General features: G+C 73.3%; 15 protein-coding genes and 1 tRNA gene. 9 read left to right on the forward strand and 7 right to left on the reverse strand.

Annotation, left to right across the window (positions count from 1 at the left end):
- Nucleotides 1-40: 40 nt before the first annotated feature.
- Nucleotides 41-1054, forward strand: coding sequence for a serine/threonine-protein kinase (locus tag P0Y31_RS04305; protein WP_275866815.1), 1014 nt, complete (start codon nt 41-43; stop codon nt 1052-1054).
- A gap of 39 nt (nt 1055-1093) precedes the next feature.
- On the opposite strand, the gene P0Y31_RS04310 is transcribed toward P0Y31_RS04305, so the two are convergent.
- Nucleotides 1094-1432: a transcription initiation protein gene (locus P0Y31_RS04310; protein WP_275866816.1), complete on the reverse strand. Its 339-nt coding sequence runs from the start codon at nt 1430-1432 to the stop codon at nt 1094-1096.
- A 123-nt stretch (nt 1433-1555) separates the two neighbouring features.
- Nucleotides 1556-1632 (reverse strand) — tRNA-Phe (locus P0Y31_RS04315).
- A gap of 214 nt (nt 1633-1846) precedes the next feature.
- Between P0Y31_RS04315 and P0Y31_RS04320 the strand changes: the two genes are divergently transcribed.
- The 6 genes from P0Y31_RS04320 (at nt 1847) to P0Y31_RS04345 (ending at nt 13462) form a co-directional block, all read left to right on the forward strand.
- Complete coding sequence (locus tag P0Y31_RS04320; RefSeq protein WP_275866817.1) at nt 1847-3673, forward strand: glycoside hydrolase family 15 protein; 1827 nt, start codon at nt 1847-1849, stop codon at nt 3671-3673.
- On the forward strand, nt 3670-5079 hold the full coding sequence (locus P0Y31_RS04325) for an FHA domain-containing protein (protein WP_275866818.1): 1410 nt from the start codon (nt 3670-3672) through the stop codon (nt 5077-5079). The genes P0Y31_RS04320 and P0Y31_RS04325 overlap by 4 nt, the downstream gene beginning before the upstream one ends.
- Nucleotides 5063-5869 carry a protein kinase gene (locus P0Y31_RS04330; RefSeq protein ID WP_275866819.1) on the forward strand — a complete coding sequence of 269 codons (807 nt, stop codon included), beginning with the start codon at nt 5063-5065 and terminating at the stop codon, nt 5867-5869. The genes P0Y31_RS04325 and P0Y31_RS04330 overlap by 17 nt, the downstream gene beginning before the upstream one ends.
- The gene (locus tag P0Y31_RS04335) at nt 5866-9483 is read left to right on the forward strand and encodes an ABC transporter transmembrane domain-containing protein (protein WP_275866820.1); all 3618 of its coding nucleotides are present in this window, start codon (nt 5866-5868) and stop codon (nt 9481-9483) included. Before P0Y31_RS04330 ends, P0Y31_RS04335 begins: the two co-directional genes overlap by 4 nt.
- Nucleotides 9484-9644: 161 nt before the next feature.
- Nucleotides 9645-11441, forward strand: a complete 1797-nt coding sequence (locus P0Y31_RS04340; protein ID WP_275866821.1) for a trypsin-like peptidase domain-containing protein — start codon at nt 9645-9647, stop codon at nt 11439-11441.
- A 17-nt stretch (nt 11442-11458) separates the two neighbouring features.
- Nucleotides 11459-13462: a protein kinase gene (locus P0Y31_RS04345; RefSeq protein WP_275866822.1), complete on the forward strand. Its 2004-nt coding sequence runs from the start codon at nt 11459-11461 to the stop codon at nt 13460-13462.
- Here P0Y31_RS04345 and P0Y31_RS04350 read toward each other — a convergent pair whose 3' ends face one another.
- The 3 genes from P0Y31_RS04350 to P0Y31_RS04360 are packed head-to-tail and all read right to left on the reverse strand — an operon-like array spanning nt 13463 to nt 16616.
- The gene (locus P0Y31_RS04350; protein WP_275866823.1) at nt 13463-14830 is read right to left on the reverse strand and encodes a phosphotransferase; all 1368 of its coding nucleotides are present in this window, start codon (nt 14828-14830) and stop codon (nt 13463-13465) included.
- Entirely contained in the window at nt 14827-15663 is an 837-nt protein-coding gene (locus P0Y31_RS04355; RefSeq protein ID WP_275866824.1) for an ATP-grasp domain-containing protein, read from the reverse strand. Before P0Y31_RS04355 ends, P0Y31_RS04350 begins: the two co-directional genes overlap by 4 nt.
- Nucleotides 15660-16616, reverse strand: coding sequence for a hypothetical protein (locus tag P0Y31_RS04360; protein ID WP_275867103.1), 957 nt, complete (start codon nt 16614-16616; stop codon nt 15660-15662). Before P0Y31_RS04360 ends, P0Y31_RS04355 begins: the two co-directional genes overlap by 4 nt.
- A 274-nt stretch (nt 16617-16890) precedes the next feature.
- On the opposite strand from P0Y31_RS04360, the gene P0Y31_RS04365 reads away from it, so the two are divergent.
- Nucleotides 16891-17694, forward strand: coding sequence for a glycerophosphodiester phosphodiesterase (locus P0Y31_RS04365; RefSeq protein ID WP_275866825.1), 804 nt, complete (start codon nt 16891-16893; stop codon nt 17692-17694).
- A 50-nt stretch (nt 17695-17744) separates the two neighbouring features.
- On the forward strand, nt 17745-18413 hold the full coding sequence (locus tag P0Y31_RS04370) for an FHA domain-containing protein (protein WP_275866826.1): 669 nt from the start codon (nt 17745-17747) through the stop codon (nt 18411-18413).
- 44 nt (nt 18414-18457) lie between these two features.
- Here P0Y31_RS04370 and P0Y31_RS04375 read toward each other — a convergent pair whose 3' ends face one another.
- Together P0Y31_RS04375 and P0Y31_RS04380 are read right to left on the reverse strand one after the other, a co-directional pair.
- Nucleotides 18458-19993 carry a methylmalonyl-CoA mutase family protein gene (locus P0Y31_RS04375; RefSeq protein ID WP_275866827.1) on the reverse strand — a complete coding sequence of 512 codons (1536 nt, stop codon included), beginning with the start codon at nt 19991-19993 and terminating at the stop codon, nt 18458-18460.
- The gene (locus tag P0Y31_RS04380) at nt 19990-21555 is read right to left on the reverse strand and encodes an AMP-binding protein (protein ID WP_275866828.1); all 1566 of its coding nucleotides are present in this window, start codon (nt 21553-21555) and stop codon (nt 19990-19992) included. The genes P0Y31_RS04375 and P0Y31_RS04380 overlap by 4 nt, the downstream gene beginning before the upstream one ends.

Below are 21555 nucleotides of genomic sequence, written 5' to 3' on the forward strand. Positions count from 1 at the left end.
CCCTCGGGGCTTTCTGGCGTCACCCGATGCCGCGCCCGAAATGAGGGGCATCGTGGAGAGACTGCACGCCGGGTTCTTGCTCGGCCGCCGGTACCGTTTGGCCGAGCGCGTGGCGTCGGGGGGCATGGCCGACGTGTGGGCGGCGACCGACGAGGTGCTGCGCCGCCAGGTCGCCGTCAAGGTGATGCGCCCGGACCCCGGTCATGAAGAGCTGTTCGCGATCCGGTTCCGCGACGAGGCCGTCAACTCGGCCCGCCTGCTCCACGCGAACATCGCCACCATCTTCGACTACGGCGAGGAGGGCCACCTGGCCTTCCTCGTCATGGAACTGGTGCAGGGCCGTCCCCTGTCGGCGGTCCTTCGCGACCGGGGTGCCCTGCCGCACGCGGAGGTCCGCTCCATCATGGGACAGGCGGCCCTGGCACTGGGCGTCGCCCACGAGGCCAAGGTGGTGCACCGCGACGTCAAGCCCCCCAACATCCTGATCCGCCCGGACGGTGTCGTGAAGCTGACCGACTTCGGCATCGCCCGCGCCCTGGACGCATCGGGACACACCCGGGCCGGGGAGATGCTCGGGACGCCGAACTACATCAGCCCGGAGCAGGCCATGGGTGAGCCGGCCACCGGCGCCAGCGACCTGTACGCCCTCGGGGTGGTGGCGCACGAGATGCTCTGCGGCCGCCGACCGTTCGACCGCGGGACGCCCATCGCCACGGCCCTGAGCCACATCCGCGAGACCCCTCCGGCCCTGCCGGACGACGTCCCCGAGGACATCGCCCTCGTGGTGGAGGACTGCCTCGCCAAGGACCCCGGCCAGCGGCCGCCCAACGCGCGGGCCGTGGCGCTCCGCCTAGGCCTCGGCGACCACGAGATCATGGGCCTCGGCCTGGGGTTGGCGTGGTACGTCAACGAGGCGGCGCCGGCGGTCTCCCCGGTGCCGTCTGCGGAGGGCGGGGCTGACGCGGCGGCCACTGCAGCCATGGCGGTCACGTCGGCCCTGGAGGCGACGTCGGCCCTGGAGGCGGCGGCAGCCCTGGAGGCGCCCGCCCCGTAGCCGCAGAGGTGCGGGGGCGCCGCGCCTGTGTGGGTGTCCCTAGCTCTGCGGGTCGTACTGGAACTCCCTCAGCTCCTGCGCGCAGCGGCACGCGACGGCGATCTTCCGAGCCCATTCCTCGGCTGCCGCGCGGTAGGGCAGCTCGAGGATGGTGAACCCGCCCTTGATGTCGACGCCTGGGTAGGTCTCGGTGCTGACCGTCCCGTCGGCGGCGACCAGCACCGGACTCACCTCTTCCTCGATTCCGCCGCCGAACACGTAGACGCCGGCGGCCTTGGCCTCCTCGATGACGGCGTGGGCTTCGGCGGCGACGATCGGGAACTCCTCGCGCGTCAGCACCATCGCGTCGCTGGGGAAGGAGATGAGGTATTTGGTCATGTCTGGATCGTGCCCAGTTGCCGGGCTTCGCGGCAATGGATCAAGCGGGCACCGCGCGTGAGTACGGGAAGTGCCCAGAAACACGAAACCGCAGGTCGTCCCCTGAACGACCTGCGGTTTGTGTGGTGGCCAGGGGCGGGGTCGAACCGCCGACCTTCCGATTTTCAGTCGGACGCTCGTACCAACTGAGCTACCTGGCCGTGACATGCACTCGCGACGGGCCTTGCCGGGGGTCCGGGTCGGTCTGTCGCGACGGAAGGATCATAGCCCATCGGTGGGATGCCGCCGCACCCGTGCCGGTCCGCCGGTCCGGGAGGCGGTCGCCCTGCGGAACATGGCCGTTCTCGGCGCTCGCATCCGGCGTTACCATCGCGGCAGTAGCGGGTTCGGGGTCGCAGGCGAAGGCGGCGCGGCATGGCTGCACGTGGGCGAGGCGCTGGGACGGCGGCCAGCCACGTCCCGATCGAGGACCACGGGATCATCGGCGACCTGCACACCGCTGCCCTGGTGTCGGTGACGGGTGACATCGACTGGCTGTGCCTGCCGCGCTTCGACTCGCCGTCGGTGTTCGCCGCGCTGCTGGACGGGGACCGCGGTGGCCGGTTCAGCGTCCGGTGCCCCGGCGCGAGCCGCACCAAGCAGATGTACCTGCCGGACTCCAACATCCTGCTGACCCGGTTCCTCGGCGAGAGCTCGGTCGGCGAGGTGGTCGACTTCATGGTGCCGCGGGAGCGCGGCGGCCGAGGTCCCCTGCAGCTGGTGCGCATCGTGCGTGCGGTGCGAGGGCGGGTGGAGATCGACATCCGCTGCGCCCCGGCCTTCGACTACGGCAGAGCCCCGACCGACGTCGACATCGTCGAGGGCTCGGGAGCCTTCTTCTCGTCGTCGGCCGGGCAGCTGGTGCTGCGGTCCACGGTGCCGCTGGAGGCCGAGGAGGGTGCCGCGGTGGGGCGACCGGTCCTGGACGAGGGCGAGGCGCTGGCGCTCTCGTTGTCGCGCCAGGGCTCGACCCGGCCGCTCGACGTCGCCGAGGCCGAGCAGCTCCTCAGCACGACCCTGGCCTACTGGCAGCAGTGGCTGCGACGCTCCCGGTACCGCGGCCGCTACCGGGAGATGGTGGAGCGCTCGGCCCTGGCCCTGAAGCTCCTGGTGCACCAGCCGACGGGTGCCCTCGTCGCCGCCCCGACGACCTCCCTGCCCGAGTCGGTCGGTGGCACCCGCAACTGGGACTACCGGTTCACGTGGGTCCGCGACGCCGCCTTCACGGTCTACGCCCTCATGCGGCTGGGCTTCTCGGAGGAGGCGGCAGCCTTCATGGACTGGCTGGAGGCCCGGTGCACGCAGGCGCCGCCGGGTCGGGGCCTGCAGATCCTCTACTGCCTCGACGGCAGCCCGGTGCCGGCCGAGCACTCCCTCGACCACCTGCGCGGGTACCGCGACTCGCGGCCCGTGCGCGTCGGCAACGGCGCGGCCGACCAGCTCCAGCTCGACATCTACGGCGAGCTGATGGACTCGGTCTACCTCTACGACCGCCACGCCGAACCGATCTCCTACCAGCTGTGGGAGGCGCTGGGGCGCCAGCTCGACTGGCTCGAGGAGCACTGGGAGAAGGCGGACCACGGCGTCTGGGAGGTCCGCGGGCCAATGCAGCGGTTCACGTACTCCACCGTCATGACGTGGGTGGCCTTCGAGCGAGGAGCCCGCATCGCCCAGCAGCGGGGCCTGCCGGCCCCGCTCGCCCGGTGGCGCAGGACCGCTGACCGCGCCTACCTGCACGTGCAGCAGGGTGGCTGGAACGCCGAGCTCCGGGCCTACGTGCAGTACCCCGGCAGCTCCACCCTGGACGCGGCCGCCCTCGTGATGCCGCTCGTGAAGTTCACGGGGCCGAAGGACCCCCGCTTCGTCAGCACGCTCGAGCGGATCGAGCGCGAGCTCGTGACCGACAGCCTGGTGCACCGGTACCGCACCGACGGGTCCGACGGCTTCACCGAGTCGGAGGGCACCTTCAACCTCTGCTCCTTCTGGTACGTCGAGGCGCTCACCCGGGCCGGTCGCGTCGAACAGGCGCGCCACACGTTCGAGAAGATGCTCACCTACGCCAACCACGTGGGGCTCTACGCCGAGGAGATCGGCCCCTCCGGCGAGGCCCTCGGGAACTTCCCGCAGGCCTTCACCCACCTCGCGCTGATCAGTGCGGCGGTCAACCTCGACCTGGCGCTCGACACGGGGCTGCGGCCATGAGCTGGGGCCGGCTCGAGGTGCACGGGGGCAGCGGCCTGGTGCACCGGGGACCCGACGTGCTGCTCGTGGTGCCCGAGGTCACCGTGCAGACCGCGCCGGCCACCAGCCGGCTCCTCGCCCTGTGCGCGCAGGTGCCCGACCCGACGGGGCGGCAGAGGGTCCGCGGGGTCGCCCGTCTGCTCACCGAGGCCGAGCCGGAGGACCTGCCCGGCTTCGCCCTGCTGCTCGAGACCGGCGACCACCTGACCGTGCTCGTGCACGGCGAGGCAACCGTGTCGGTCACCGGCCCGCAGGGGTTCTCGTTCGGGGCCGAGCGGTCGCTCGCCTGGGTCGAGCGCGTGGTGCCGCTCGACTTCGACTCCCTCGCCGTCCACGGCGCCCGGGGCCCGACGCGCGACCTGCCGCCCGGCCTCCCCCTGGACCTGCTCGCCGGCACGGTTCCCGGTGGCGCGGGGACGCTGCACCGCACTGCAGGTGCCGCCGGCACTGCCGGCGGGGGCGGCGCAGCGGGAAGCGTGGAGTCGGCAAGCGGCGCGGACACCGCGAGCGCAGCGGTCGCTCGCGAAGCCGGGCGGGACGCCCAGGAGGCCGCCCGCGTGCTGGAGCGGCCGGCATACCTGCGTGCGCCGGGCACGAAGGTGCCCGCCCCAGCCCCGGCGGACCACCCGGCGCCACCGCCGGAGGACTCGCAGGGCCGCACCGTCCTCCGCCAGACGGTGCAGGTCAGGAGGGTGCGGCTCTCCGGGCCCGACCGAGTGCGGCCGTCGGTCCGACGCGGCCCGCTGCCGCTCGCGGCCGCCGAGGACGAGACACCGACCGTCGCGGTCGAGACCCCCGTGCTCGTGGAGGGGGTGCTCTGCGCCTCCGGCCACCTCAACGAGCCGCGGGCCGCGTCGTGCGGGCAGTGTGGGGGCGCGATCGAGGCCGGCAGCCCGCGGGTGACGCGGCCACGGCCTGCGCTGGGCGTCCTGGTCACGGACGAGGGCGCCGTCTACACCGTCGGCACCGACTACGTGATCGGACGGGAGCCGGAGCAGGCCCCCGACGTCAGGGCGGGGCGGGCCAGGCCGCTCGTGCTGCGCGACGCGGAGCACAGCACGTCGCGGGTGCACGCCCGGCTGCACCTGTCCGGCTGGGACGTCCTCGTCGCCGACAGCGGCTCGGCCAACGGCACCCAGGTCAGCCGGGGCGGGCCGGCGGGGCCGTGGGAGTCGGTGTACCGGGAGCCGGGGACGCCGCTGCACCCGGGGGACCGGGTGCGGCTGGGCAAGCGGCAGCTGCTGTTCGACCGCGTCCAGCTCGCGCCGGCCAGGGTGCCCGCGCCGTCCGCAGGCCAGCCCGCAGGCCAGGCCGGCCAGGGCCTCGGGCGGGGCGCCGGAGGGGGCTCCGGTGGACCGCGTCGGTGACTACGTCCTGTTGCGGGAGGTCGGCTCGGGCGTGCACGGTCGGGTCTTCCTGGCCCGGCCCCCGACCAGGCTGGGTCTCGACGACGGGCAGGTGGCGCTCAAGGTCCTGTCAATCCCGGGGAGCGACAGCGGGTTCACGGCGGTGGCCGAGGAGCTGAGCGCGTACACCGACGTGGGCTCGCCCGGCCTGCTCGAGGTCCACGAGCTGGCCATGGACGCCGGGAGCGTCTTCTACGCCATGCGGTACGAACCGCAGGGCTCGCTCGCCGCCGCGGCGACCACCAGGCCGCGCATCGAGCTGCTGCTCGCGGTGGCGCAGGCTGCCCGTGCCGTCCACGCCCTGCACGAGGCGGGCATCGTCCACCGGGCCGTGAAACCCGCCAACATCCTGTTGGGCCGAGCGGGTGCGGTGCTGGCCGAGCCCGCGCTGGCTCACCTGCTCTCGCGTGGCCAGCCGCTGACCGGGCTCGGGACCCGGGGGGACCAGCGCGACCTCGAGCTCCTCGACCCGCGGCTGATGCAGGGCGGCGAGCCCGGCCGGGCGAGCGACGTCTGGTCCCTGGGGGTCACGCTGCACGTCGTGCTCACGGGGGGCGGCCTGTACCCGGCGCTGATGTCGGCCGACCCCATGGTCGCGGTGCGGATGTACCTGCGCAGCCAGCCCGAGCCGGACGCGGACCTCACCGACGGTGAGCGCGCCATCGTGGTCAGGGCGCTGCAGCCCCAGCCCGCGGACCGCTACCAGACGGCGGCGGAGATGGCCGCCGACATCGAGCGGGTGGCCGCATGAGCCCGAGCACGAAGCGGCGGGGCGACGCCAGGCGCACGCTGGCGATGTTCCGCCAGTACTCCGGCGGCCGCCGGGCGGGGTTCCTGCCCTCCGTCCTGCTCATGGCGGTCGAGGCGGGCACGGCGATCCTCGTGCCGGTCGTCATCGGGGCCTTCTTCACCTACCTCGAGAAGGGCACCCTGTGGAGGCCCTTGAACCTGGAGGTGCCGAAGGACATCGCCATCCCCGTCTTCGCGGGGTCACTCATCGCCTTCACGGCGCTGAACAGCCTCTCGGACGCCGCCTCCGAGATCAGGCTCGCCGAGGCCGGGCGCACCCTGGGATACCACCTGCGCCGGGCCCTCTTCTCGCACCTGCAGAAGCTCTCGCTCGCCTTCCACCTGCGCCGGAGCACGGGTGACGTCCTCACCCGCATCACCGGCGACGTGCAGGCGGTGGAGGAGTTCGTCACCGACTCGTTCAAGGACCTCGTGGGCAGCGTGATGCTGCTCGCCGGCACCCTGGCCTACCTCTTCTACAAGTCGCCGCGCATCGCCCTGCTGGCCATGGTGATCGTGCCGCTGCTCTCCAGCGTCTCCGCCTTCTTCGCCCGACGCATCAAGGCCTCGTCGAAGGAGATGCGCGCCCGTGAGGGCGACCTGGCCACGACGGCCCAGGAGATGCTCACCACCATCAGCGTGGTCCAGACCTACGGTCGGGCCGGCCACGAGCAGGAGAAGTTCGACCGGGAGAGCCGTTCGGCGATGGGCGCCATCCTGCGGACGGCCCGGCTCGAGGCGCTGTTCGGGCTCACCGTGAGCGTGCTGGAGGCGACGATCATCGCCCTCCTCGTGCTCGTCGGTGGGGGCCTCGTCGAGTCGGACCGGCTGCCGGCCGGGGTGCTCGTCGCCTTCGTCATGCTGATCCAGAACATGTTCAAGCCGACCCGCCGCATCATCAAGCAGTGGAACAGGGTTGCCAAGGTCTATGCGAGCGTCGAGCGGATCGACGAGCTGCTCGCCCGGGAGCCGGGGGTCCAGGACGCGCCCGACGCCCGCGAGGCGCCACCCCTGTCAGGTGCGATCGAGTTCCGCGACGTCAGCTTCGCCTACCAGCCGCAGGGCGCCGGCGACCTCGACGGCGAGCCTCAGCGCCTCACGCTGCAGTCGGTCAGCTTCACCCTCGAGGCCGGCGAGGTCGTGGCGCTGGTGGGGCACAGCGGTGCCGGCAAGAGCACGATCGCGCAGCTGGTGCCCCGGCTGTACGACCCGCAGTCCGGAGCCGTGCTCATCGACGGGCACGACATCCGCACCTTCACCGTCGACTCGCTGCGCGCCCAGATCAGCATGGTGCTGCAGGAGACGATCCTGTTGCGCGGCACCGTGTTCGAGAACATCGCGTACGGACGGGAGGGCGCCACATATGAGGAGGTGGAGCATGCCGCGCGCCGCGCGCACGCCCACGACTTCATCACCGGGCTGCCCCAGGGCTACGACACCGTGCTCGGCGAACGGGCAGCCACCCTCTCCGGCGGGCAGCGGCAGCGGCTGGCGATCGCGAGGGCCTTCATCCGGGACGCCCCGATCCTCGTCCTCGACGAGCCGACGACCGGCCTCGACGCGGTGGCCTCCGCGTCGGTGGCCGGCGCCCTGCAGTCGCTCCTGGAGGGCCGCTCCGCAGTGATCGTCTCGCACGACCTCAACCTGATCCGCAACGTCGACCGGGTGCTGATCCTCTCGGGCGGGCGGATCCTCGAGGAGGGCACCCCGGCCGACCTGCTCGAGCGCGGCGGTCTGTACGCCGAGCTGTACGCCAGCCAGTTCGGCGAGGCCGTGGCGGAGGCGGCCGGGGCCGGCGGGGAGCCCGAGCCCGCCCAGAACCAGTACCTGCGCTCCGCCCTCCAGCCCGCAGGCCCCCGTGCGGAGGAGGCGCTCGAGCCCGACCTGGTCCTGGAGCGGGCGTCGGCCCCGCGCGGCACGGGCCTGGAGGCCTGGCCCGCGGGTGACGACGCCGCTGACGGCAAGGTCGCGGCGGAGACGACGTTCGAGACCGTGCTCCACGACGCCCTCCCGCTGCCGGCGTCAGCGCAGGAGTTCCGCCGGCTCCGCGGCTGGGTCGCGGCAGGCGAGGGGCCGGGGCCCGCCCGCGCAGACCTCGATGCCGGCCGGTCTCCCGAGCTCGCCCGCGCCCTTCCCGGGCTGGGCGACGCGCTCGCCCCGACGGCGGTGGCCGACCACCTCCAGCGCATGCTCGATCCTGAGTGGGACCTCGAGGCCTGCCACGTCGACAAGGTGCTCATCGCCGTCGAGGAGGGCACCAGGCTCCGGTACCGCCTGCACCTGCGGGACCGGCACAGCGGGGAGGTCGCCGAGCACTTCGTCGCCGGCCGCCTCTTCCCGGACACCGACCGGGCAGAGCGGTATGCCGCGGGGCTGGCCGCCGTCGCCCGCCCCGGAACGGGTGAGCGGGTGTTCGCCGCACCGGTGCACACCGTCGAGGGCCTGCACCTGGTGCTGCACGCCTTCCCGCTGGACCCGAACCTGCCGGGACTGGCCGAGGCGGTCGACCCGGCGCGGATGGGTGCCCTGCTCGAGCCGGTGCTGCCGAGCGCGCTGCGCGGGCTCGAGCTCGAGGCCTGCCGGCCGGAGGTCGTGAAGTACGCCGTGGGCGACCACGCCGTCGTGCGGTACGAGCTGCTGTGGCGGGTCTCGCCCAGCCGTCGGACCGTGCGCCAGGTGGTCTACGGGAAGGTCTTCCCCGACGACCGTGGCGAGCACCTCGGGTCGACCCTGGCCTTCCTGCTCGAGCGACTCCGGGGCCGGGCCGCCTCCCCGGCGACCTTCCTGCTGCCGCGTTTCCTGACCTACCTGCCCCAGCTCCGGCTGGTCGTCACGGAGGCGCTTCCGGGCACGCCCCAGGTGCAGGACCTGGTCCGTGCCTGGGTGGCCGGCGGGGGCCGGAGCGAGGAAGGCGCCGTGCGGGGCCAGGTGACCGCCGAGGGGGCGCTCGGCACCTGTGCCGGGATCGCCGCCAGCCTGCACCTGCCGGTCCAGGACTCCCTCGTGCTCCCGGGGTCGGCGCCCTCCGGCGGGCGGGCGCGCACGCTGGGGTCCGAGGCCGAGCGGGTGCGCGCCTCGGTCGAGTCGCTCAGCCGCTACACGCCGGACCTGGCGGCCGCCCTGCGCGACCGGTTGGACCCCGTGGCACAGGCGGCGGAGCGCGAGCCCCTGCCGCTGCTCGTCGCCCACGGCGACTTCACCCCCAAGGAGGTCCTCCTCGACGGGCCCATCAGCGCAGTCTTCGACCTGGACGGCGCGACCGCGGCGGAGCCGGCCCTCGACCTTGGCCACTTCGCCGCCCACCTCGCGCTCGTGGTCGCCAGGGCGTCCGCCGGCACCGCCCAGCCCCAGCCCGCCCGCGGCGCGGTCCTGCAGCGCCTGTTCCTCAGCGAGTACCTGCGCCTGCGCCCGGACCTCGACCCGGACGCGGTGCTGGACAGAGTCGCGGCCTACCGGGTCCTCGCGCTGCTCGAGGTCGCCGTGCGCAGCTGGCACCAGCTGAGACCGGAGCGGCTGGCGGTGGCGATGTCGCTGCTCGAGAGGTCGCAGGGAGTCCGTCATCGGGCGTACACCTAGGGGTCGAAGGTGCACGCCCTGCAACCGTTGACACGCTCGACTCGACGGTTCTTCCATGGAGGGTGGACGGGGTGGCGCCTGAGCAGGCCCCGCCACTTGGCCGTGCGGAGCGAGCAATGTCTGTTCACCGGAGAAGTCGCAGTCTTCCGCTAGCCGCAGCCGTGACGTTGGCGGTCCTCGTGGGCAGCGCCTCGGCCGGTGTGGCGCACACCCACCCGACCCCGATCGAGCGTGCAGCGCCAGCCGTGGTCTTCGTGGAGGCGCGCGCCAAGGTCGAGGTGGCCCTGATCGAGCACCGCACGAGCCCCGATGCGGCGGGGGTCCACATCGGCGTCGCCCAGACCACGTGGAACCCGGTGCTCGCCACGGCCAGCGGTTTCGTGGTGGACCCCAACGGGGCCATCGTCACGACCGGGGCGGTCGTCAAGCCGGACCTGGAGCGGGCCAAGGTCTACGCGGTCAACCAGGCGTTCTCGAAGCACTACGGCCAGCAGTCGCTGGCAGCCGACCCCTTCGCGCGCCACGACATCGGGCCGGCCAGCGACCGCAACCAGCAGCGGCTCCAGGGGTGCTACCCGCCGCACCGGATCAACGACGCGGGCGGCTGCATCGTCAAGGCCACCCTCGACATGGTCGTCTACCCCTACGTGAGCTCGCAGCAGCGGTATGGGAACCTGCGCGCCGAGGTGCTGAGCGGGAGCAAGGACGTCGCCGTCCTGCGGGTGCGCGGGGCCAACGGCTGGCCGACCGTGCGGGTGGCCCAGTCCGCAGCAGGTGCGAACGCCCTCGGTGTGCTCGGCTTCACCGGGGTGCCGAGCGCGAAGTACCCCCTGCGGGAGATCAACCAGCACCTGGCCAAGCCCGGGGCGGCGGAGCTGAAGACCGAGGAGCTGACGGCTGACGACGTCAAGGATGCCGCGACCCTCAAGCAGGCCCTGGGCGAAGGCCTCGCAGGCGGGCCGGTGGTGGCCGAGAGCGGTCAGGTGGTGGGCCTGCTGACCGGGCCGCCCCGGGCCGGCGCGGCCGCCCCGGACCTCGTCGGGGTCAGCGCGATCCTCCCCGTGATGAAGGCGGCAGGGGTGTCCCCGCACGCCGCCGGCACGGTGGACACCACGTACGAGAAGGCGATGCACTTCTTCAAGAACAGCGAGTACTCGCGGGCCATCCCCTTCTTCAGGGAGACCCTCGAGGCGTTCCCCGGGCACTACGGGGCTCGTGCCAACCTCGCGATCTCCGAGCAGTACCTGAAGGTCGGCGGTGGGCAGGGCGCTTCGGGGTCCGGCACCGTGGCGGACGACCCCACGGCGGCGGACACCTTCCCCTGGCTGCTGGTCGCAGGTGTCGCGCTCGCCACCCTCGTCCTCGCCGCGGTCGCGCTGCTGCTGGCACGCCGTCGTCGTTCCCGGGCCAGCAGGAACGAAGCGGCTGCGGCCGCACCGACCGCCTCCCGCAACCCGGTGGCAGTGGGTGTCGCGCACGCCCCGTCCTCACGGGGCCCGTCAGCGGCCACCTCGTCGCGGGCCGGGCCCGCCCCCGCGGCGCCTTCGCGCGCGGGTGCCGCGCCGGCCAGACCCGGTTCCGCCGCGGCCCGGCCGGCCACGCCGGGCCCGAGAACCGGTGGCGGACGCGAGGCGTCGGTGCACCCGGGAGCCGGCCCCGCGACGGGTCAGCGTCGGGCCGAGGCCGCCGCGTCCCAGCCCGACCACCAGGGTGTGCCTGCGGCTGCCGCCCGCTCCGGCCCTGCCCAGCCGAGCCGACCCGTCGACAGGGGGCCGCAGGCCTCCGTGGCACCCAGGCCGCCCCAGGTTTCGGCAGCCGCCGCGGGTACACCGGCCCCGGCCGGCCAGGCGTCCGCCTCCCCGAGCACCGTCAGCGGCCAGCGGTTCTGCACCTCCTGCGGCGGCCGCCTGGCGTCCCAGCACCAGTTCTGCGGGTGGTGTGGTGAGCCGGTCAGCTGACCAGGAGAGGGGGCACCGTGGCGGAGATCGATCCCGGCACTGAGATCGCCGGCTACCGCATCGAGTCCGTGATCGGCCGCGGTGGCATGGCGGTCGTGTACCGGGCGGAGGACACCCGGCTGGGTCGCAAGGTCGCCCTGAAGCTGCTCACGCCGGCGCTCGCCGAGAACGAGCAGTTCCAGCAGCGGTTCATCCGGGAGTCCCGTCTGGCGGCCTCGCTGGACCACCCCAACATCGTGCCGATCTACGAGGCGGGCGAGTCCGACGGCCACCTGTTCATCGCCATGCGGTACGTGCCGGGCAGTGACCTCAAGGCCCTTCTCAACCGGGAGGGCGCGCTCCCCCCGGCACGGATCCTGCGCCTGTTCGTCCAGATCGGTGACGCGCTCGACGCCGCCCACGTGCTAGGCCTGGTCCACCGCGACGTCAAGCCGGGGAACATCCTCATCACCTCGGTCGCCGAGCGCTCCGGACACGCCCACCCCGACCACGTCTACCTCACCGACTTCGGGCTGACCAAGCGGACCACCTCGTTGTCGGGCTCGCTGACCGGCACCGGGCACTTCCTCGGCACGGTCGACTACGTCTCCCCGGAGCAGATCCAGGGGGCGCCTGTGGGACCGAGCACGGACATCTACGCGCTGGGCTGCGTGCTCTACGAGTGCCTCACCGGACGGCTGCCGTTCAGCCGCGACGACGACGCGGCGGTGCTGTGGGCCCACCTGGTGGAGATGCCGCCACCGGTGTCAGCGGTGCGCCCGGAGCTTCCCGCGGCGGTCGACGAGGTCGTCGCGAAGGCGGTGGCCAAGGCCCCGGAGGACCGGTACGACTCCTGTCGGGACCTCGTCCGCGACCTCGAGTACGCCCTGGGCCCCAGCATGGACCTGCCTGCGGCGAGCCACGCCGGGGGCCGACAGGGCGCCCGGCACGGCCGCTCGGTCTACCCGCTCGAGGACCGACCTGCCGCCGGCGACCCGACGGGCGCCGGCCCGGAGGGGGCACCGCCTGCCCTGCCCGGTGCCCAGCCGGCCCAGGCCCCGGAGGAGTCCGGCGAGACGGTGCGGTGGGTGTCCCACCCGTCGCTGCCCCCCGGGGCCATCGCGCCGCCCCGGTGGGGCGGGGGTGCGCCCACCGAAGGTGAGGGGGACGAGGACGTGCTGGCAGCGGCATACGGGGTGGCCGGCGAGCGGGTCGAGGAGGACCAGGCCGAGGAAGCCGCCGGGTACCCGCCCGAGGAGTACGAAGCCGCGGGGTACGAGGACCAGGGTGACGAGGGCCAGGAGTACGGGCCCGAGGACCAGGAGTACGGCGCCGAGGACTACGAGGGCGAACCGGGCGGGGACCGGCAGGAGGGCGAGGACGCCGAGGCCGGCCCGGCGGCTGCACCGGCCGGTGGGGGCCGACGGCGGAAGCTGGTCGTGGTGGGGGTGGCACTGGCGGTCGTGACCCTGCTGGCCGTGGGAGGGTTCCTGTGGCTCGGCAGGGAGGAGTCCCTCGTCCGCTTCGCCAACCGCGACGCGATCATTCCGTTCAGCCTGAACCGCCCCGAGAGCTGGACCCCCCGCGCCGGCGCGGCCGCCGACGTCGTGCTGTCGCCGCGGCCGGACGAGGCCGGCGACGCCTTCCTCGAGACGACCGACCGGTGGGCTGCTCCCCGCGAGCTCCTCGCGACCTCACCGGGGGACGCGACGGGCGTGTACGCCTACACCCAGGCCTCGGGGTCGGACACCTCGATCGACGGGCTGAAGAACACCATCCAGGCGCTGCTCGGGCAGGACGTCAAGGTCGACTTCGCGGCCACGCACCGCCAGCTGCGCGTGGGGGGACAGGACGGGCACGAGTTCGAGGGGGTCGTCTCCGATCCGCAGGCGACGGGCACCCGGCTGTCCGCGCGGTTCGACGTCGTCCTGCCCGAGACCGGTGGGCTGGTGCTGCTGACCTTCTTCACCGCCCCCGACGACTTCGACTCCCGCAGCGACCTCTTCACCACGATCCGCGACAGCGTCACCTTCGACGGCTGATCAGTGTCCGGCGGCGGCGACGCACCGGCGCATCTCGTCGAGCAGGGCCCGCACCTCACCCGGGCGCGGGCTGTGCAGACGGTTCGCGCGACGGGCGGCGACCTTCAGGAGCAGGGCCGCCTCGTAGAGGTGGGAGCGGCGCTCGATGCCGGCGCGAACCCCCGCCTCGACCCCGCGCTCGGCGAGGTGGGCGTCGTACGCCCGGAGGAAGGTGGCTGCCGCCTCCTCGAACCACCGGCGGGTGCCCTCCCGGTGGTACCAGAGGCTCGGCGGCCTCAGGTAGGCAAGGAAGTAGCCCACGTCCAAAGCGGCGTCGGCGTGGCAGAACTGGTCGAAGTCCACGACGAAGACGGCGCCCTCGCGGAACAGCAGCTGGCTCGGCTTGTAGGACCCGTGGCAGGGGACGAGCTGCTCGCACGGCTCCGGCTCCAGGGCCTCGCCCAGGGCGCGGGCCACGAGCGCTGCCTGTTCGGCGAGCTCGGGCACGTGGCGACCCAGCGTCGCAGCTCGCTTGGCGGCCTTGCCGGCCTCCTGGGCGCCGGTGCGGGCGGGGGCAGGTGGCAGGGCCGCCGAGCTCGTGTGCAGCTCGGCGAGCGCGCGGGCGGCGCGCTCGAGGGCCTCCACGGGCTGGCGCCGGCCGAACCGGATGACCTCGGTGCCCGCCAGGGTGGGGGTGCTGTCCCGGGCATCGCCGAGGTCCTCGGCCAGCACGAGGGGCAGGGGCTCGGCGACGCCGAGCGGTCGTGGTGCCCAGGGCTGCTCGCCCTGCAGGTCCCACAGCCGCACCATCAGCTCGTGGGCCTCCCTGGCCTGCTCCGCGTCACCGTAGAGCTTGCCGACCACTGACGTCTGCGCCCTCCCCGCGCCGGTGCCGTCGGAGTGGAGGTCGTAGCGGATGACGCACCGGTCTCCCGGCTTGTAGCGCAGCGCGGACGCCTCGACCGAGCGCAGGGTGCCGGTGCAGGCCGCCTGCAGCGCTCGCCACAGGGCCCCGCCCTCGGTCGGGGTCATGGCGAGCGCCAGGTGGTGCAGCTTGCCGTCGTGCGGGAACCGCTCGATGGTCACCCCGAGTGCCGGCACCTCGTAGAGGTCGGCGTCCCCGCCCTCAACGCCCGCCCAGCGACCCGCGCCGAGGTCCACGGTCCCGGTCGGCACGGCGCCCATCGCGGTCTCGTCGACCGACACGGTGTACATCTCCCGCCCCCGTCCGGGCGAGCCGTAGACGGCCACCATCCCTCGCTGCGGCTTGCGCCTCAGGTAGGTCAGCGGGGGCCGGGCCGCGGGGCCGTCGGAGGTGCGCAGGGCGTCGTCGAGCACGGCGGCCAGGCCCGTGGGGCTCGGCCAGGTGGTCGGGTCGAGGGTGGTCATCGGGTCACCAGTCCTTCGGTGGTGTGGGTCTCGAGCAGGCGGAGCAGGGAGAGCGCCGGGTCGTGGGCGCCGCGGAAGCCGGGGAAGGCGTTGACGTCGATGACCACGGGGCCCGTGGCGGTGATCAGCAGGTCGACGCCGAAGAGGCTCAGCCCGAGGGCCGCACCGGCGGCCATGGCGACCCGCCTCCACTCGTCCGGGATCTCGTCGGCGGCCAGGGCGACGTCGGAGGTCTTGTCGCACACCTCGAGGGCGCCCGGGCGCCGCGCGGCCGAGAGGTCGTCGCCGATGACCCAGACTTTGATGTCGAAGCCGTCGTTCTCGACGAACTGCTGGGCGATGACGGGCTCGTCGCCCCACTCGGGCACGAGCTCGAGCAGGCCGCGCAGGTCGTGCACCAGCGTCACCAGGTCGCCGCGCGAGCTGGTGCGGCTCTTGACCACCAGCGGCCAGGGCAGGAACTGCCGGGTCAGGGCGTCCCTGGCCATCAGCGACAGGGTGGGGAACGACCAGGTCCGAGGGGCTGGCACCTCGGCCAGGTCCAGCATCGTCGCCATGGCCCAGCGGTCGAGGGCGGCGGAGGTGGCTCCCGGGCTGTTGAGCACGACCGCCCCGGACCACTGCGCGCTGTAGCCGATGGCCCGCGCCTGCGGCGAGCGGGACTTCAGGAGGTAGACGTCGGCGGGGCCGCCCGAGGGCCAGGGCTCCCGGCGCTGGTCGGCGGCTGTGCCGGCCGGGTTCCACACGCTCACGTCGTGGTGCTCGGCAAGGGTGTCCATGACCGACGCCAGCACCGGGTTCGGGCGGGCGTCGGCGAGCAGGCAGATCTTCATGCTGAGACCTCCAGGGCGAACGTGGAGCGGGTGGTGGGAAGGGAGGCGGTGGCGGCGGCAGCCGCGCGGTGGGCGAGCCGCAGCACGGTCCGAGCCAGGCGGCGGGCGACGTCGGGGACCCCGCCGAAGCTGGGGAAGTCGTTGACGTCGAGCACGACCCAGCCCCGAGGGGTCTCGACCACGTCGACCCCGAAGATGTCGAGGCCGAAGACGCGGCCGACGGCCGTGGCGATGGAGCGCAGCTCCGGCGTCACCGGGATCAGCTGCTCGAGCACGTCCTCGCCCGGGTGCAGCGGTGAGCGCTTCACCGCGGCGAAGACCTCGTCACCGGTGCTGTAGAGCTTCACGTCGTAGCCGGGGTTGGGCAGGTACGGCTGCGCCAGCAGGAAGCCGGTGTCGTCGAGGTCGAGGCGCTCGAGCTCCTCGGGGCTGTCCACGCGGTGGATCTGCTCGCAGGAGCTGCCGTTGTTGGGCTTGACGACCAGCGGGTACTGCTCGCGCGGCACCTGGGCCAGCACGCTGGCGCGCGAGGCGAAGAACGTGGTGGGGAACGGGATTCCCGCCGCCTGGGCTCGGCTCGCGGCGACGGCCTTGTCGCGTGCCAGGCGGATCGCCCGGTAGTCGTTCACGGTGGCCAGTCCTGCAGCGCCCACAGACTCGAGGATGCTGAGGCCGGGGCCGGAGGACACCGTCTTCAGGACGTACGCGTCGTACGACTTCCCGACGAGGGCGGAGATGTCGGTGAGGGTCGAGTGTGGACGGAGGATGTCCACCTCGTGGCCCCACGCGCTGAGCGCGTCGGCCACCACCGCCGGCATGCGGTCGTTCTCGTACTTCTCCTCGACGATGAAGCACAGCCGGGTCGGGCGCGTGAGCGCCGGACCGGCAACGGTCTGCATCACCGTGGAGATCGAGCTCCGCGTCCTCGTGCCGTGCCTGCCGGGACCTGACATCCGACTCACCTGTTCCTCGTTGCGCCGCCGGCGACCTGCCGACTGGTTCGAGAGTGCTCCGGCGCAGTGGCCCGAGGTAGGCACCCCAGGGCTGGCCCGGGTGCGCCGAGGGTGTGTCGCTTCGACACCTTGGTGGCACCACCACCAAGGGGGGTGGTCGGTGCCACCTGCGAGGGGGGCAGCCCACCCCTGCGGTGGCTACCGGTGGCGGGGGCGGTCCGGGAACGTCGGTGGGACGAGGCCGCAGCCTCCCGCCACAGAAGGGGTCCCTGCCATGAGCACACGCACCACGGTCACGCTGTCCGTGCCGCGCCGACGGCGGGTCCTCGTGTTCGGCCACCGCGGGTCCGCGGGTCCGCAGCGCGCCGAGAACTCCGTGAAGGCCGTCGAGACCTCGCTGTCCCGCGGCGCCGACGGTGTCGAGGTCGACGTGCGGTTGAGCGCCGACGGCGTGCTCGTGTGCGCGCACGACTCCGTGCTGCAGGCCGGTGCCGGGAAGCGCCTGCAGGTGGCGGCGCACACCTGGGGCGAGCTGCACCGGGCCGCGTCCAGGGCCGGTGACCGGCTGGCCAACCTCGAGCAGGTGCTCGCTGCCGCCGGGCGGCGAGGTCCCTGCCAGGTGGTGGTGGAGGCCAAGCCCGCTGTCGACCACGCCTCGGCACGCTCGACGGTGCGGGCGCTGCAGGCTGCCCTGGCAGAGGCCCCGGCGGGCGTCGGGGTCACCGTCTCGTCCTTCGACTGGCGTCTGCTCGCCATGCTTCGCGGCTCGGACGACGCGATGCGCACCGCGGTGCTGGGGGGTTCCCGTGCTCCTGCCCTCACGGCCCTGCGCCACGCGCTCGACGCCGGACACCAGGAGGTGCACCTGAGCCTGGCCGCGATCCGGATGGCCCCCGACGTCGTGCGGCTCGCCCGCCGGCTCGGTGTCGCGGTGACGGCCTGGACGGTGAACGGCCGCGAGGACCTGCACTGGGCCGCGACCCGGGGGGTCGACGCCGTCATCACCGACGACGTCGCCCTGGCCCGGAGCGCTCTGCGTGCCGCGGACAGCGCCCCGCTCGAAGTGGTCGCATCGTGACCCGGGGCGTGGACCACGCCGTATCGTTGGGGGATGGAGCGTGGTCGGCGATGACCGGTCCGGAACCACGCGCCGTGCCCGGAGACGGCGCGGCGCCCGCCGATGCGTGGGCGCGGGGCTCCTCGCTCTTCTACCGCGACGGCGAGGGCTCGCTGCACGTGGTCGCGCTGGAGTCCCTGACGACGGTCACGATCGGGAGGGGGTCAGGGTGCGACCTGCGGCTCCCGTGGGACGAGAGGGTCTCCCGCCTGCACGCCCAGCTCGACCGGGTCGGGACGAGCTGGACGGTCGTCGACGACGGGCTGTCGCGCAACGGCACCTTCCTCAACGGCGAGCGGGTCAGCGGCCGCCGGCGCCTGCACGACGGTGACACCCTGGTGCTGGGCGAGACGTCGATCAGCTTCCGGGACGTGCGGGGCAGGACCTCGCAGCTGACCACGGTGCAGGACGAGGTGATGACGGTGTCGTCGCTGTCGCCGACGCAGCGCCAGATCCTGGTCGCACTCTGCCGCCCCTACAAGCAGGAGACCCCGTACGCGACCCCCGCCTCCAACCTGCAGATCGCCGCCGAGGTGTTCCTCAGCGTCGACGCCGTCAAGACCCACCTGCGCACGCTGTTCCAGAAGTTCCACATCGAGGACCTGCCGCAGAACCAGAAGCGGGCCAAGCTCGTCGAACGGGCCTTCGCGCTCGGGCTGGTGTCGCGCCGCGACCTGTAGGCCGCTCGTCCCGGGGTTCGTCCCTGCGCTCGTCCGTGCCCGTCTCAGAAGGCGGAGCTCGGCACCCAGGGCCCGTGGGCCTCGCGCAGCACGTCGACGATCTCGCCGATGGTGGCGTACGCCTTGACCGCCTCGACGGTGGCGGGCATGACCGAGCGGCCCTCGGCCACGTCCGCGCGCAGCCGCCCGAGAGCCGCGTCCACCGCGGCGCCGTCGCGACGCGCCCGCACCTCCTGCACCGCCTTCACCTGCTCGGCCTCCGACGCCGGGTCGATGCGGAACACCTCGAGGGGCTCGGCCTGGGCCGGGAAGCGGTTCACGCCGACGACCACCCGCTCGCCGGACTCGACCGCGAGGGTGTGCCGGTATGCCGCGTCGCTCAGCTCGCGGGCGAACTCGCCGGACTCGATGCACGCCAGGGCGCCGCCGCGCTCCTCGATGTGCTCGAGGAGCTGCCAGATCGAGGACTCGAGCTCGTCGGTGAGCTGCTCCACGGCATACGAGCCGGCAAGGGGGTCCACGGTCGTGGTGAGGCCGGTCTCGAAGGCGACCACCTGCTGGGTGCGCAGCGCCAGCGTGGCGGCCGACTCGGTGGGCACGCCGAGCGCCTCGTCGTAGGCGGAGACGTGCATCGTCTGCACGCCGGCCAGGGCGGCGGCGGTCGCCTCCACCGAGGCACGCACGACGTTGTTGAGCGGCTGCTGCGCCGTGAGCGACGAGCCGGCGGTGAAGGCGAAGATCCGCAGCTGGTGGCTGCGGGGGTCCTGGGCGTCGTAGTGGTCGCGCATCAGCCGGGCCCACACGCGCCGGGCCGCGCGGAACTTGGCGACCTCCTGCAGCACGTCGGTGGTGATCGCGAGGAAGGTGAACAGCGTCGGCGCCACGGCGTCGACGGAGACCCCGCGACGCACGCACTCGTCGAGGTAGGCGCGGGCGTTGGCGAAGGTGAACGCGATCTCCTGCGTGGCCGAGGCCCCCGACTCGCGGATGTGGTAGCCGCTCATGGCCAGGGGCGTCCAGTTGGGGACGTGCTCGGCGCAGTACTCGATGCAGTCGACGGCCAGGCGCAGCGACGGCTCCGGCGGGAAGATCTGCGTGCCCCGGGCGATGAACTCCTTGAGCACGTCGTTCTGGATGAACAGCCCGAACTCGTTGGGGGAGACGTCGCGCTTCTCGGCCAGGGCGATGAAGAGCGCCGCCCAGACGTATCCGATGGAGTTGGCGGTGGTGCGGACCTGGCTGATCTTCTCGAGGGGGATGCCGTCCATGAGGACCTCGATGTCGGCGAGGCTGTCGATGGCCACGCCCACCCGTCCCACCTCGCCGCCCGCGCGCGGGTCGTCGCTGTCGATGCCCATCTGGGTCGGCAGGTCCATCGCCACGGAGAAGCCGGTCACCCCGGCATCCAGCAGACGGCGGAACCTCTCGTTGGACTCCCGGGGAGTGCCGAAACCGGCGTACTGCCCCATGATCCACGGCTTGGGCTCGGCGGAAACCCCTCGGGTGTAGGGGAACTCGCCCGGGTGCTCGGCGTCCTCAGGGGCGTAGTCGGCTCGCAGGCGCGGGTCCTCGCCCCTCATCGCGCCACCTCCACGGTGCTGTGGCCGTCCGCCGCGCGCTCCGCGTCGAGCTGCTCGCGCAGCACCTTCTTGGCGATCTTGCCGGTGGAGTTGAGCGGGAACTCGGCCACCACCCGCACCTCCTTGGGCTTCTTGTAGGACGCCATCCGCTCGCGGCAGTGCGCCAGCACGGCATCGGGGTCGACCGACGAGCCGGGACGGGCGGTCACCACGGCGACGACGCGCTGGCCCCAGTCCTGGTCGGCCACGCCGACGACGGCGACCTCCGCCACGGCGGGCACCTCGGCGATGACCTCCTCGACCTCGCGGGGGTAGATGTTGTAGCCGCCGCTGATGATCATGTCGCCCTTGCGGTCGATGAGCCAGAGGTGGCCGTCAGCGCTCATCCGGCCGAGGTCGCCCGTGTGGAGCCAGCCGTCGACGACCGACTTCGACAGGTCGGTGCGCTGCTCGGCGTTCCAGTAGCCGGCCATGACGTGGTCACCGCGGGTGACGACCTCGCCGGTCTCGCCGGGTGGCACCTCGCGGCCGTCCTCGTCGACGACGGCGATCTCGACACCGAGCGCGGGGCGGCCGGCGGAGGTCAGCAGCTCGGTCTCGCCCGCGAGCCCACGCGCGTGGTCGGCGGCGTCGAGCACGGTGACCGGCGGAATGGCCTCGACGAGGCCGTAGTACTGCACCAGGTGGGGGGTGAGGCGCTCGTGCGCCTGCCGCATCTGCTCCGGCGGCATCGGGGCACCGGCATACCCGAGCATCTTCAGGCCCCGCAGGGCGTCGCGGTCCGCGCCGGAGGCGAGCAGCCGCGCCACCATCGTCGGCACGACGGCCGTGTGCGTGGCCCCCCGCTCGCGGACCGCGGCGACGAACTCCTCCGGGTCCCAGGCCGGCTGGATGACCTGCCGCGCACCCGCCACGAGGAACGGCAGCACGAAGAGCCCCGAGGTGTGGGTGATCGGGCCGGCGTGCACGTAGCAGTCGTCGACGCCGGGCGGTCCGCCGAGCACGTCGTGGGTCATGTTGACCACCGAGGCCATCCAGTTGCGGTGGGTGCGCTGCGCGCCCTTGGGATGCCCGGTCGTGCCGGAGGAGTAGTGCAGGCCGCACAGGGCGTCCGGCTCCCGCGCGGGGATGCGGCCCGACGACGCCTCGGCGATGAGCCTCTCGAGCGTCAGCCCAGGGCCGTCGCCGGTGCACACGACGACGTCGATGTCGTCGCGGAGGGCCGCGGTCTGCTCCTCGGAGGCCGGGTCGTAGATGAGCCCGCGGGCCCCGGAGTCGGCGGCGATGCGCTCCCAGTCGCTGGGGTGCAGGCGGTGGTTGAGGGCGGCGCGGACCAGCCCGGCCGCGCGGATGGCGAGGTCGGTCTCGAGGTATGCCGTGGAGTTGCGTTGCAGGTCGAGCACCCGGTCGCCGGGGCGGAGGCCCTGCGCGAGAAGGCCGTTGGCAATGCGGGTGACCCGGTCGCCGAGCTCGGCGAAGGTGCGGTCGGCGTCAGGGCCCTCCACCGCGACCCGGTCGCCGAAGCGCTGCGCCGCGCGCGTGACGAGTGTGCCGATGTCCAT

This window comes from Knoellia sp. 3-2P3 (assembly GCF_029223115.1).
Lineage (GTDB): Bacteria > Actinomycetota > Actinomycetes > Actinomycetales > Dermatophilaceae > Pedococcus_A.

What these genes read in the sequence shown, in the direction of transcription:
- P0Y31_RS04305 (WP_275866815.1), top strand. Translation starts at nt 41, where the DNA reads ATGAGGGGCATCGTGGAGAGACTGCACGCCGGGTTCTTGCTCGGCCGC.
- P0Y31_RS04310 (WP_275866816.1), bottom strand. Translation starts at nt 1,432, where the DNA reads ATGACCAAATACCTCATCTCCTTCCCCAGCGACGCGATGGTGCTGACG.
- P0Y31_RS04320 (WP_275866817.1), top strand. Translation starts at nt 1,847, where the DNA reads ATGGCTGCACGTGGGCGAGGCGCTGGGACGGCGGCCAGCCACGTCCCG.
- P0Y31_RS04325 (WP_275866818.1), top strand. Translation starts at nt 3,670, where the DNA reads ATGAGCTGGGGCCGGCTCGAGGTGCACGGGGGCAGCGGCCTGGTGCAC.
- P0Y31_RS04335 (WP_275866820.1), top strand. Translation starts at nt 5,866, where the DNA reads ATGAGCCCGAGCACGAAGCGGCGGGGCGACGCCAGGCGCACGCTGGCG.
- P0Y31_RS04350 (WP_275866823.1), bottom strand. Translation starts at nt 14,830, where the DNA reads ATGACCACCCTCGACCCGACCACCTGGCCGAGCCCCACGGGCCTGGCC.
- P0Y31_RS04355 (WP_275866824.1), bottom strand. Translation starts at nt 15,663, where the DNA reads ATGAAGATCTGCCTGCTCGCCGACGCCCGCCCGAACCCGGTGCTGGCG.
- P0Y31_RS04360 (WP_275867103.1), bottom strand. Translation starts at nt 16,616, where the DNA reads ATGTCAGGTCCCGGCAGGCACGGCACGAGGACGCGGAGCTCGATCTCC.
- P0Y31_RS04365 (WP_275866825.1), top strand. Translation starts at nt 16,891, where the DNA reads ATGAGCACACGCACCACGGTCACGCTGTCCGTGCCGCGCCGACGGCGG.
- P0Y31_RS04370 (WP_275866826.1), top strand. Translation starts at nt 17,745, where the DNA reads ATGACCGGTCCGGAACCACGCGCCGTGCCCGGAGACGGCGCGGCGCCC.
- P0Y31_RS04375 (WP_275866827.1), bottom strand. Translation starts at nt 19,993, where the DNA reads ATGAGGGGCGAGGACCCGCGCCTGCGAGCCGACTACGCCCCTGAGGAC.
- P0Y31_RS04380 (WP_275866828.1), bottom strand. Translation starts at nt 21,555, where the DNA reads ATGGACATCGGCACACTCGTCACGCGCGCGGCGCAGCGCTTCGGCGAC.